We start from the raw sequence: 11,910 nt of genomic DNA on the forward strand, positions 1-11,910 counted from the left end.
CCTCGTTTTGTGGATGGATTGGACGCGCAAAGGGCCGCTTTGTGCGGCCCTTGTTCTTTTGTGCTCCGAATCTAGCGTGACAAGGGAAAGGACTTGAGGTGCTTGCCGTCGTAGTAGTACTGCGTCGCGGTGGAGATGATTTGCTCGGAGACGAAGGAGTCGTGGGAGATGGAGGCGATGGTGCCGTCGATGCCGCGCCAACGGCCGCGCGGGAGCTTCCAAACGACGGCAATCGCGTTCACGGCGGCTGGCGGGATGATTACTGAGGTTTCGGTCCTGTTTTTCTTGTCGAGGGTGAGCAGGAGGGTCTGCTCCTCGACACGCTCGCCGTCGCGACGAATGAGGGCGATGATGTAGGAGGACTGGGCCTTTGGGTAGAAGTTGCCGGAGGCGATGCCGGGGCACTGGCCGGCGTGGTTGGCCTTCCAGACGGGGAGGTCTCTGACGGTGAGGTCCTGGGGCTGGAGGATCTTCCAGTTGTCCTGCTCGATGGTGTTGCGAAGGTAGTCGGGCATGGCGGAGAGGCAGACGGAGCTCTGGGAGACAGCAGCAGCAGGCGCGAAGGTGAGGATTGCCGCGAGGAGGAGGCGTCTCATACGCGTAAGTGTGAGGGATTTTGCGCCGTTTTGGGATACCTCGTTTGGGGGAGGCGAAGGGCATCCTAATCCAGCCAGAAAAAACCCTGGTTTATACCAGACGATGAAGGAACTCCGAACTGACGTTGACCTATTGGTCTAAACCTGCCCGTTCTCGAAGAGCTTCATAGAGCCGGACAGGATCAAGCAGCACGTTCTTCATACCCAGCCTGATCTTTTCAGATTCCAGCGCTTGCCTGCTCAGGGACGAGTTCGCTGAATTGGCATCCATGATCGCATTCATAATCTCTGCCATCAGATCGGGAGAGTTCGCGAACTGCTCCTTTGTATTGTTTGCCGCCTGTTGAACCAACGTCTCCGACTCAAGCAGCTTTCCCTTGATGACATTGTTGACGTATACCAGCCGGTCTCCCTCGGTTGTATCCGCTCCAAACAGATCATTGACCTTAGCGATGATCTCCTGGAGCAACGCTTTTTCCTTCTCTTGAACCGCGCCGGATCCAGCCTCAGCTAGGGCAGAATCACCTTCCCGTACTCGTGAGGCTTGTACTTGCCGCGCAATACGTCCGCGACTGACCAGAGGAACGAAGATAGATTCACTTTCCTTTGCCGCTACTTGGCCCCGTTAGGAGCACAAAAATATTTCGGAGGCTCCATTCTACAAAGGATGATGCTCCGAGCAAGAAACAGCATGTCCTGGAAGTCACGATCGCTATCACGCTTCAGCTTGCAGAGAGCGATGTCGTAAGGATCCATCACTTGAAGATGCAGGTTCTCGAAGAGGCCTTCGTAGATCGGCACAAGACGCTCTTCGTACTCATATGGCACTTGGGCAATCCCCACGAAGTCGAGGTAGACACAATGCTTTCGGGCAAGGGGAGTCCCTTCCCTCCCGCCTCTATCAGGCGGTTCCGCGAAGCTATCGGCGCCACGTCGATCACGTCGAGATCAACCGTCGTTCTGTCTGAACCGTAGTGTTGCGTGACAGCAAAGCCACCGATGCAAGGAATCTTTGTCGACTCTCCGGCGATCGGATCGAGTTCCTTGAGAAAAGACAGCCAAGGTTCAGGCAGTGTAGTGGGCAAGATCCACCTCTGATAGACGAGTATCCAGATTCCAGTGAGCTGCGAGCCTCGAACGCACCGAGCGAACATGCTTCTTCCGGGACGCCGGCCACGATTCTTGGCACAACGTGTCTTCTTTGACGAGGCGCGCGTCTTCGAGCTCCCGCAGAACTGGTTCCAAGCTCTGTACAACATCCTCGCGGTGGAGGCGACGAGCCATGTTGGCAGCCAGTGAAACGACGAAGCCAAGACGGTTCTGACGATTCCTCAACTTCACTTCTCTAAGTAGCCAAGCCCAATCAAGATGCGGATATTGGAGAACGAGCCAAGGCAGCCCCTCCGTCGTTCGCACATCCAGATCGGGACGATCCAGTGCGTCGAACAGGATCTCGGCTGGGTTACGGGGCCGGCCAGCGAGATGAGCGAAACCGGGATAGCCTAAAGCGCCCAACTCCGCTGCGAGCTCTTCCTCGCTGTGCTTTTCTACAGAATCCAGAGGGAGTGCCGTGGCGTCGACGCCGAAGAGATCCACTACTCGCCGCGCCACCTCGGGGCTGACATTGCGCTTACCCGTCTCCATGTGGGAGAGCATCGGCTACGAGAGGCCAAAAAGCTTCGCGGCTCTGAGTTGAGAGACACCATGACGTTTTCGAGCTGCTTCGAGCGCCTGGCCGGTCATAGATCACCTCCCGAATAAATATTACATTAACTGTAATAGAATATCCCGCCGCCACATCGCTCAGCGGGCTAGGACACATCGCCTACTTCCTGAAGAACCGCAGGTCGGTGAGTTCCAAGGGCGTCATTTGTGAACCTGAATCTGGTGGGTAGCTGATTTCTCATCACGTTCCGACCGGGCCACATTACCATTGGGATGTTCGCTTTGCGGAAAACGGGAATGAGTAGACAATCGGCTTCTCAATTAGGGCACCATAACGTCATCGTTCAGGCTGAGGGAGACAACATCCGTGTCTCCCTCGGATTGCCCCATCTCAAACTGATTCCCGTCGACGCTTGTGTCCGTCATTTCAATCGAAGAGGCTGTGCTTCTTCATCGTGCCCTAGCCGAAGGACATCCCGACGCTTACCTGGTCGAATTCGCAAGATCACTCAACACGCATGGAGTTACGCTGGCCTCCCTCGACCGCTTCGACGAGGCACTTCCTGTAATCATCGAAGCCGTCGATATCCGACGTTCTCTTGCTGAACGTAACCCAACGGCATTTATGTTGGATTTTGCGACGTCAATCAGTAACCAATCAGGTATTCATAACGGCTTGAGGCAACACGATCAGGCTCTAACCTCGATCGCCGAAGCTGTTCTTGCTTATCGCCACCTTCTTCACGATCGTACGCTCAATGTCAACCACAAACTTGGCTTCGCGTTGCGGAAACAAGCAAAACAGCATTGACTCGTCTGCACATCGCTTATGAGCGAGTTGCGAAGAACCTGAGAGATGAAGCCGGTCATAGGGATCCGCAGATTTCTGTTGGAGAAGGTTAAGTCATTAGTGAGGCGGATCTTTTCATCAATCACTCCTAGCTTGAGCTTCAGAGTCGAGATCTCAGACCGCAATTCTAGAAGGCCTTCGTTTCGCCAGCTATCGGTAGTTCTCGAACTTGCATCCTGCGGGGGAAATTTCGCCAAGTTCTTGAGATCTGGGATGGTGTTTTCGAGATCGTTGATCGTTGAATCCAGATTCTCACCGTCGGTTTGCCCCGTCTCAACTCTTCCTACGGACTCAAGTAAGTATCCTCCGGCAAAGCCGGAGGCTTTACGATTGCTGGCCCCTCAAAGGGGCCTGATCGCAATCGTGAAAAGCCAAAACCATGCCCCGTCCACTATCTCTTCGAGACTTCAAGTTCAGACACCGCGCTTCCCTGCCTTCCGGCGGCCTGCATCAAACCGTGCATACTCCCGGAACTGTCAAACTTCTACAACGGACCAAATCACCATCAAATCGGTGGCAATGCTGCCGAACCCTCAACTCGATTATGGCTTCTTGGATAAGATCTTCCTTTGTGTAGCGCCAGTCTCCGGTCGCGCACCGCGTTACTACCGGTGCGAAATGCGTCGTCCCATGTTCCAGAGGTACACGTTCAACAGTGTTCACCGTGCACGTGTCCTGCAATAGCAGATAGGGAGAGCTTGTTCGTAACTGTCGGACCCGAACCGAGTGAGTGTCAGGAAGCCTCTTCAGTATGTGCATTTCGAAGCCTGCAAATGGGCAGACTTGCCAGATGTCCGTCACATTAGCTGCGAGTGGATAGACCCACTCGAACGTACCGACGTGCAGGTTCGTGGGACTCGCCGATCGAACCCTTGTCTGCGGTCACGATAAGGCGGTCCCCAGCTTGTCCTTGGTCCCAATCGCGCGTCTCGCGAAATTCGATGCAGTGATCGGTGTTGGCATCGACGATAACATGCACCGCTTGGGGAGGCAGTGATCCATCACGACCTCGATAGTGCCGACTGCGAATCTCGAATTCCTTCGTCTGGCCGTCGGCGACAATGAATACCCGGCCTCGATCTTCTCCTCCAACTGCGCCAGCTCTTCATAGAGGCCGCCGAAGAGCTGGCGGCCAAAGCCGGTGAGCTGGCCTCTCCAGGCGAGCCTCCCCATCCTAAACCGCGACGATTGGTGGCGTGCTCTGGCCTAAGCCTATTCCGCTGTCGCGGCAGAAAAACCTAGCTAGGATGGGCGGCTGGGCGTTCCGACGTGCGGTAGTACCCCAATCCGGCTGCCAATACGTTTATGTGCGGCGCCTGATAAGAAAGCTCTTGTGTCGATTCAAGTAACGGGATAAGCTCACTGCCATCCATCTAAGCGGGGCTAACAAAGCGGATTCAACCATAGCTGTTTCGCCTCTTGGAAACTTTGAGATTCGCTGCCGCGCAGCATTGAGGAGATCTATGTTCTTGAAACGTGGCTTAGCCGTCCTAGCGTTGCTTTGCGCCGTCACCTGCGCGTCTGCCCAGGTGCAAAATGGAAAACTTCAAATTCACCATGTGGATATGGGGCAAGGCGACGGCGGGGTTCTCATCACACCGAAGGGTGTAGTGGTCCTCTTCGACGCGGGCAGGGACATCGCAAAGCAAAAGACGTGTAGCAGTGAGATCGACTATCTCGACCAACTTGGCGTGAAACAGGTCGATTTCATCTTCGTCAGCCACTACCATGACGATCACATCGGCTGTATCCCAGCAGTGCTCGCTAAGTTCCCGCTGCAACATGAGTCATACGACCGTGGGAGTGAGCCCGCCAAACCCACCACCGCCTACAAGAATTACATTAAAGCGGTTGGCGACCATCGCAAGACGGCAACGCTCGATCAAGCCATCACCCTAGACCCCGGTGCAGCGCCGGTGACACTGAAGGTCATTGCACTGAACGGCACCTTCAGGGGCGGTGCGGTAGATGCGAAGGACGAGAATGATGTGAGTATGTCAGTACTCGTCTCATTCGGCGGATTCCGCGAAGAAATTGGCGGCGATTTGAGTGGCGAGAAGACCGGCAGGTACGTAGACGTTGAAACCGGAGCCGACCCGGAAGCGGGGCCGCTTGATGTCTACAAAGTGCATCACCATTGCAGTTCCCACAGCTCGAATGAGAACTGGCTAGGCGCAACGAAACCGACCGTCGCAATCATTTCGACCGGTCTCAAGAATACCTACCATCACCCGGCGGCGGACTGCGTCCAGCGGTTGCACGAGGCTGAGATTTTGGGCGTGTATTGGACTGAAGCTGGCAATGGAGAGCCGCCAAAGTCTGACGACATCGTAGGCGGCGACATCATTGTTGAGGTTCCGGCCAATGGCAGTACTTACACGATCTCGCACAACGATGGGGAGATTGACACGTACAAGATCAAGTCGCCGCCTGCACACGGCAACGCGATGGCAGTCATGCCTGAGAACGTCGCCGCCTCTCCTAAATACGCCTGGAGCGTGAGATCGAGGTTTTATCACGAAGCAGATTGCCCTGCGGTGAAGAGGATTAGCAAAGCGAATTTGCAGACTGGGGATATCCCACCGGAGGGCAAAACGCTTTCATCATGTGTTCTTGCGCCCCCGCAGTAGCTTTAGCTGCTTGTGGAGAGCTTAGAGGATGGAGAAAGTCGTCCATCGCGTACCCTCAGAAACACAAACTGACGGGATACTTCTCGGGGCTAGGTTTCTGAGCGCCGGTCCGGCTCCTTTCGGTCGTTGCGGCACATAACCATCTCGAACTTGAGGCTCCAACCACATGCAACTATCACATGAGTACCTCCGGGGCGCGTACATATACCGATCCTGCGGGTAAGATGCGTGCTCCGCTGAGCGCGGCCGTCTGGACGCCTCCTGCGAAGGTGAAACTCAATGAGGCTGCCCGGGCGCCTTCTTGCGTTGGGTTAAAAGCTACGGAAATCGTGCAATGACGACCGGCTGCCAAGCCGGCGAATAGTTTTACCCTAAAATGACGAACTGGTGTGGCGCTAGGTCCAGTTTCACGAATCGCGAGCCGTCGCTGGCAGTACGGACAGGAACCGTACCCGTCCCCCCATACAAGAACCGCATGCTGGAGCCATCCTGGTGTAGGATCGCATCCACAATCACACTGTCGTGGCGGGGGCTGTTCGCCACGTTATAGGCAACCAGGATCTCATTCGGGTAAAGAATCCGCGAGAAGGCGAGTGTGTAAGTGGATCCGAACGGGAGTCCAAACTGTTCTCCGTTTCCGGAAATCTGGCGGAAGTACATTCGTCCGAACCGCAGTGGTTCGTTGGTCCGCATCACCGCCGAGATCTTGGCAATCTCTTGATAGATCGTGCAGCCTGTGTTCAACAGGTTGCGGCCCGCTGTCGTTTTGTCAAACATCGCTTCGCGCATCTCGTTGTCGCCGCCGTGCCCTGAAAAGCCCTGCTCGGTGCCGTAGTAGATGCAAGCCGTGCCCAGCGAGCACAGAAGGTACCCGAGGGCGGCAATCACCTGCTCATCCGGGGCGCCGTTGGCTAAACGACCGTCCGGCTGCTGCCAGAACGAATCGTGGTTGTCGACGAAGGTGACCAAGTAGCGCCCAATCTCGCCCCGGTTCAAAGCCCGTTGCCGTTGTGCTTCGAGGCGATCAAATAGCGTTTGCGGCCCTTGAAAGCCCTTCAGAATATCGCGAAGTCGTCCACTTCCGTTTCCTTCCGCCAGGCGGAAATCCAGAACCGAATCCAGACCGAAGAATACCGTGATGTTTCCGTCCTGGCTCGAAGTGTTCTGGCCGATGTAGCGGTTGTATAGATCGTCATCGGCCTGAGCCACTTCACCGAACAAGAAAAATCCACGCTTCCCGAGACTGTAGGCGTATTCGCGGAGGTTGGAGCAGAAGCGCGAGCAGGCTACCGGTCCCATGTGCTTCACCGCGTCTACACGAAAACCATCGATGTCCGCCTGCCGGATCCAATATGCATGCGCTTTGATAAGCGTATTGACCAATGCGGAGCCGATCTCATCATCGTCGTTGGCATAATCCTTCAAAGTGGCGATATCGCCCAATTGATTCTCGGGTGAAGTATCAAAGTTACTGATTTGACCACGCCGATGATACCAATCCTGGTTCTGCAGTTCGATAGGAATCGGACGATCCGTTCTCCTCAACTTATCGAAAGCGAACTGCTGGCCATTTGAATAGGATTTCGGTCCGCCCGCATATTCCCAGTTGTCTCCCGAGTGATTGATGACCACGTCGAGAATGATCCGGATTGGAAACGGCTGACCGGCTCGTTTGAAGTTGTGTGCCGCGTCCACTAGATCAATGAGATCTTGCTCGGTACCAAAATGCGGGTCAACGCCGAGATAGTTATTAATGTCGTAGCCGTGGTACGCCTTCGGGTTGTTCTCGAAGACCGGAGAAATCCAAATGGCGGTGCAACCAAGCCCGGCTATGTAATCAAGGTGATTGGTGATTCCCTTGATCTTGCCGCCAAAGAAATCGTTCGGCGTGGTGATCCCATTGACGCGGCCGGGCTGCAACACGGGCGAACGCGTCTGGTCGTCATGGAAGCGGTCAAGCATCAGAAAATAGATAAACTCCTCGCGCCACTCACGCACGACGCTGAAATATTGTTTGCCCGGAATGGGAGTGAGGTCTATATCGGAAGCTTTCGTCGGAGCAGGCATAGTTACTCCCCCAGTAAAAAGTCGGCTATCAAGCATTGTGAGAGATGTTCAACTTCCCGTCGCTGACGCTCGGAGATGGTCCGCCCAACGCTGGGCCTGAGCCGCGCCCGGAAGCGGAAGCTAAGGGCGTCGGCTCCAGGCCGATGTTAGGCGTCAACGAGCGGCGCCGAGGCGGATCTAACCTTGGCAACACTGGCGTCATACGCAGACCCGCTCGGGTCTTCCAGGGGGTAACGTTGTGCTCGTGTCGTATGTCATCCTAGTCCCGCAGGTTACGAGACCGTTGGCCTTGAGCTCATCGAGAAACGCCCCGGGTGGGATTATGAGGCGGCCGGTGTATAACTGCAGCGTCACCTCCATCGACTTGGCAATGGGTGTCGTGCGGCTGTGTCGGAAAGCGATCGAGTAATATAACGAGCGCTCGGTTGGGGTCAGGTTGTCGCGGAGCCAGCATTCTGTCACCAAACCGGTCGGGGTCACCACAACACGTTCGATGATCTCCCGGACCCAGAAGCATTTCCCTAAGAGGGGGAGTTCGACGCGGTCGATGAGCCGGTCGAAGGCTGCAGCGTCTCCCGCAGAGAGACTGTTGAGCAACTCCTGAGTGGCCTTCGGTGAGTTGAGTTGGCTAAAGAGCCGACCCAAGGCTCCAAAGCGGTCGGCTAAGTCCTGGTACAACTCGTCAAGATTGGAATCGCATTTCTCCATGGCAGGTCTCCTTTAATCTCTTGTTGAGTGGGTGTTTTCCCCCTTTGTACTCCTGCAGCTTCAGGCGTCTGACAAGTAATTGTGCCGGTCTGGATATCATCCGTTCCCCTGATGAGATAAAGGCGAGCTTAGTAAGGCCCAAAATATGCAGCTACCTCTGAATAGCTAGTGATCCCGAGATCATTGATCATTAGAACGAGCCTCCTTGACCAACCGCGGCAGATCGAAGGCTTCGACACGGGTGCGCTATGCTGCCATGGCAACTTCGAAGGGAACCTAACAAGCTCTGTCCAATTGCGGGGGGGGGGCCGGGGGTCGGGGGGCCGTGGATAGAAAGACTGTCACAAAGGACTTACTCGCGTCAAGATTTAAAAGTTAAAATACTCGCGGGTGGAACTGAGACATGCATCTAGCTAGTTGCCGAGATGAACAGTGTCCATAGGCCCGCCAATGCCAGCTATCTCTTCGACACTTCAAAGTTCAGGCACAGCGCTTCCCTGCCCTCCGGCTGCCTGCATCAAACCGTGCATACTCCCGGAACTGTCAAACTTCTATTGCCTCCCCGGCAAAGCCGGGGGAACTCCCGGTTGGATTAGAAGGTGCTGCTGGCGATTACACGTTGCCGTACTGCCGCGCTCGGTGGCCATCGCGACCAGTGCTCCGGCTGCGGACACACCGCCATCTCCGGCACTGCCCAAAGTGCCAGGGCAACGCCCACGTCCGCTGGCTCCTGCAGCGCGAACGCGAGCTGCTGCCCACACGCTACGTCCACGCGGTGTATCCGCTCTACCGGTCCGGGCTTCATCGAACGCAGTCAGCGATGGTGTGTTCTCGTAGTCGAGTTTCTCTCGACACGCACAAAGCCGGTGAGTACCGGGTTGAGATTCGGACACAGGGAATGCGCATCTCCCTTACCAGCATGCTGCCTTGGCGATCACAACGGCGAATGTGGGGGGGGCAGGTACTAAGGGCGGGCGATTGGTTCCAATACGCGCGAGCACTACCAGCATCAGTGACCACAGCGCTCGAAATCGACTGCCCGGACATTCTCGAACGCGCCGAAGAGAAAGCTGATTTCCTGAAGGGATTTGTTGTGATCGAAAGCGACGTCGAACTCGACGTTGTCGCCGTATACACAGCATCTGGCAGCAGCGGACAGTGTTCAGCGTCAACTACTCTTTCCCATGGAACTCTGATTGTCGCTGATCAGGACAGATTGCACTGCACACGGAACGCGTCTCTCCACGGCGCGTTGCACTCTGAGTGTCGAATTAGATCGTCGTTCCCGCTGGAGCCGGTGTGTCCTTGTTCATTTAGCCGGGGTGCTCCACATCCCGCACGAGATGTGGGGACCGCTGATTTTTCGTCTCGCGGGGACGTAGGGGGTGTCGCAGGATCGACCATGAACGTGGCACTTGCTCCCAACGTGCCTTATCGTTCGCCTTGATTCACCTTCGAGTCATTCATTCTGCTAATGTTGCGAATGGATAGACGAGTTGGAGTCGTTTACTTTCATACGAGCGTGTTTTATCCCGGGCCATGGTCGCTCCCTTCCCGGGTGAATTCCATCGGGTATACCCCTCACGCTATACCTGGAGAAAAGTCCTGAATGCAGTTCGAACGAAAGGAAAGCTGGGCTGTTCCGCCACAGCCAGCCCACGGCCCACTTGGTTAGTAATGGCTGCCCATTGTTGATTGGTCGGGCAGATTTTCGAAACCCATATGACGCAATATCGGATAGAAGCCAGGATTGGCTAGATGTATTACCCTGCGGGAAGTGACTATGCGTAGTTCTGCTACCCTTGATCACATGGACCTATCTAACATCCTCAACGAGATAGACAAGCAGATTGCTCAGCTTCAGCAGGCAAAGGCACTCCTCACCGACTCGTCCACACCCCGGAAGGTAGGACGCCCCGCGAAGGCCGTCACCCTGACAGCCGTGGTACTGGGCAGGAAGCCTCTCAGCGCCGAAGCCAAGGCGAGGATCGCAGCCGCGCAGAAAAAGCGTTGGGCGAAGGCCAAGAGGGCCGCTGCACCGGCGAAGAAGGCTGCTCCGTTCGTCGCTAAGAAGACCGCTCCTGCTCCAGCGAAGAAGACACCTGCGAAAAAGGCGGCTGCTCCAGCGAAGGCTAGGGCGGCTAAGACTGCCTAGTCTCGTTCCTGCCACGCCACTGCGCTACACCACCTGATGAGACCAAGTCCCCCGACGGTGCTCACTAAAACTATACTTTCCGTCATAGCACTTTGCCGTAGCACCAGAGGGTGCGGTCGGAGCATATTCGGGTGAGTGAATCCGATCACCATCTGAGTTCGCGCATTCGCGCATTAGCCTGCTCACCAGTCTGCTCTATGACTAGAATGGTAATCGCTTCACTCCTTCCCACACCACAAAAGGTGGCAAACGATATCGATATTATGTCTCGCAGAGGCGCACAACATCGAGCGCGAGATCCTCGCGATGGTCGACATCTCCCATCACGCAGCAGAAGGCGCAGAAGATGAACGTCGGTCGGCGCGCGTCGCATTGCAAAAGGACTATGAGTCAATGGTTGAGGAAGGACTTTTTCTGAATGATCCGCTGCCGTTCTCCGAGTTGATGGCAAGATGCAGCAACCTTGAAGAAGAGATCAACAATCGCGAGCGAACCTAATGTGCCGCTAAAATCGTGATGCAGCGTCTGCCTCATAAGCATCCCCGAATCTCAGTGTTGGCAGTCCTTGAGGTTCTTGCGATTTTTGTACAACGTTTGTACAACAGACCCAGAAATCATGGCATTTTATGATTTTCTGCCAATCAAAGAATCAATAAGATACGTAGAATCAATACTTACCCTTGGTTCGACTCCATCCTGCCACCCCATTTCGCCGGGACGGCCCACAGCTAGACGGACGCGACGAATGCTCTCCAAATGGAACCGGAAGATGCTGGGTAGCTGCAGATGCCGCAGGAGCGTGGTCTTTCCAGTCACCGGCTCTCTTATAGCGAAGGTGAGCAAGATCAAGCGCGATCTGCACCAGGCGAAAGGTAGCTCCTGCAGAAGTGACCTCAATCCACAGCCCATCCCAGCCATCCGAGACATGCTCGATGAGGCAGGTCAAAGCTCCTAGACGAACTTCCGGGGATTGATGCCCCTGCTTGATCCGGGTAAGGAGTGGTGAACGGTAGCGTTCGTCCCAGACGTAGTTCAATAGATACCAGAGCTTTCCCTCGTCCTCCGTACCGGAAGCAGATGTGAATAATCCTTCGATCTCATCAGGCTGAGCGGACGTCCTAGTCCGAATAATTCTTGAAGGTTGAAGAAGCGAAAGCTCCGGACATGTTGTCAAGACAGTGTTTAAATAAGCCAAAGAGGCCTATGCGTGTCAGACAATAGCACGACAGAGTGTTTGTT

Annotated in this window: 13 protein-coding genes and 1 pseudogene; 5 read left to right on the forward strand and 9 right to left on the reverse strand. The window is 55.3% G+C overall.

Annotated features, from left to right (window positions below; genetic code table 11):
- Nucleotides 1–71: 71 nt before the first annotated feature.
- The 5 genes from Q363_RS05755 to Q363_RS05770 all read right to left on the reverse strand — a co-directional run bounded on the left by Q363_RS05755 (nt 72) and on the right by Q363_RS05770 (nt 2,240).
- Nucleotides 72–596, reverse strand: coding sequence for a hypothetical protein (locus tag Q363_RS05755; RefSeq protein ID WP_035348553.1), 525 nt, complete (start codon nt 594–596; stop codon nt 72–74).
- A 130-nt stretch (nt 597–726) separates the two neighbouring features.
- Entirely contained in the window at nt 727–1,065 is a 339-nt protein-coding gene (locus Q363_RS05760; RefSeq protein ID WP_051978417.1) for a hypothetical protein, read from the reverse strand.
- Nucleotides 1,066–1,106: 41 nt separating this feature from the next.
- The gene (locus Q363_RS46100) at nt 1,107–1,196 is read right to left on the reverse strand and encodes a type I restriction-modification system subunit M N-terminal domain-containing protein (protein ID WP_084080053.1); all 90 of its coding nucleotides are present in this window, start codon (nt 1,194–1,196) and stop codon (nt 1,107–1,109) included.
- A gap of 12 nt (nt 1,197–1,208) precedes the next feature.
- Nucleotides 1,209–1,424: a DUF6036 family nucleotidyltransferase gene (locus Q363_RS40190; RefSeq protein ID WP_157466556.1), complete on the reverse strand. Its 216-nt coding sequence runs from the start codon at nt 1,422–1,424 to the stop codon at nt 1,209–1,211.
- A gap of 237 nt (nt 1,425–1,661) precedes the next feature.
- Complete coding sequence (locus Q363_RS05770; RefSeq protein ID WP_157466558.1) at nt 1,662–2,240, reverse strand: hypothetical protein; 579 nt, start codon at nt 2,238–2,240, stop codon at nt 1,662–1,664.
- Between the two features lie 463 nt (nt 2,241–2,703).
- Between Q363_RS05770 and Q363_RS40195 the strand changes: the two genes are divergently transcribed.
- Nucleotides 2,704–3,072, forward strand: coding sequence for a hypothetical protein (locus Q363_RS40195; protein WP_169746940.1), 369 nt, complete (start codon nt 2,704–2,706; stop codon nt 3,070–3,072).
- 921 nt (nt 3,073–3,993) lie between these two features.
- Here Q363_RS40195 and Q363_RS05775 read toward each other — a convergent pair.
- The gene (locus Q363_RS05775; RefSeq protein WP_035348557.1) at nt 3,994–4,284 is read right to left on the reverse strand and encodes a hypothetical protein; all 291 of its coding nucleotides are present in this window, start codon (nt 4,282–4,284) and stop codon (nt 3,994–3,996) included.
- A 290-nt stretch (nt 4,285–4,574) separates the two neighbouring features.
- On the opposite strand from Q363_RS05775, the gene Q363_RS05780 reads away from it, so the two are divergent.
- Nucleotides 4,575–5,741: a ComEC/Rec2 family competence protein gene (locus Q363_RS05780; RefSeq protein ID WP_035348559.1), complete on the forward strand. Its 1,167-nt coding sequence runs from the start codon at nt 4,575–4,577 to the stop codon at nt 5,739–5,741.
- Between the two features lie 366 nt (nt 5,742–6,107).
- Here the strand turns inward: Q363_RS05780 and Q363_RS05785 are convergent, their stop codons facing one another.
- Both Q363_RS05785 and Q363_RS05790 read right to left on the reverse strand, forming a co-directional pair.
- The gene (locus Q363_RS05785; protein ID WP_035348561.1) at nt 6,108–7,808 is read right to left on the reverse strand and encodes an alpha-amylase family glycosyl hydrolase; all 1,701 of its coding nucleotides are present in this window, start codon (nt 7,806–7,808) and stop codon (nt 6,108–6,110) included.
- Nucleotides 7,809–8,006: 198 nt separating this feature from the next.
- Nucleotides 8,007–8,516, reverse strand: coding sequence for a hypothetical protein (locus tag Q363_RS05790; protein WP_035348562.1), 510 nt, complete (start codon nt 8,514–8,516; stop codon nt 8,007–8,009).
- Nucleotides 8,517–9,112: 596 nt separating this feature from the next.
- On the opposite strand from Q363_RS05790, the pseudogene Q363_RS46105 reads away from it, so the two are divergent.
- A pseudogene (locus Q363_RS46105) lies at nt 9,113–9,309 on the forward strand (transposase zinc-binding domain-containing protein); the annotation flags it as partial.
- A 990-nt stretch (nt 9,310–10,299) separates the two neighbouring features.
- Nucleotides 10,300–10,671 carry a hypothetical protein gene (locus Q363_RS05795; protein WP_211256122.1) on the forward strand — a complete coding sequence of 124 codons (372 nt, stop codon included), beginning with the start codon at nt 10,300–10,302 and terminating at the stop codon, nt 10,669–10,671.
- 24 nt (nt 10,672–10,695) lie between these two features.
- Here the strand turns inward: Q363_RS05795 and Q363_RS46110 are convergent, their stop codons facing one another.
- Complete coding sequence (locus Q363_RS46110) at nt 10,696–10,845, reverse strand: DUF3761 domain-containing protein (protein WP_425387628.1); 150 nt, start codon at nt 10,843–10,845, stop codon at nt 10,696–10,698.
- A 132-nt stretch (nt 10,846–10,977) separates the two neighbouring features.
- Here Q363_RS46110 and Q363_RS05805 point away from each other — a divergent pair, with 132 nt between their 5' ends.
- On the forward strand, nt 10,978–11,169 hold the full coding sequence (locus tag Q363_RS05805) for a hypothetical protein (protein WP_035348563.1): 192 nt from the start codon (nt 10,978–10,980) through the stop codon (nt 11,167–11,169).
- The last annotated feature ends 741 nt before the right edge of the window (nt 11,170–11,910 follow it).

Source organism: Edaphobacter aggregans DSM 19364, from assembly GCF_000745965.1.
GTDB lineage: Bacteria > Acidobacteriota > Terriglobia > Terriglobales > Acidobacteriaceae > Edaphobacter > Edaphobacter aggregans.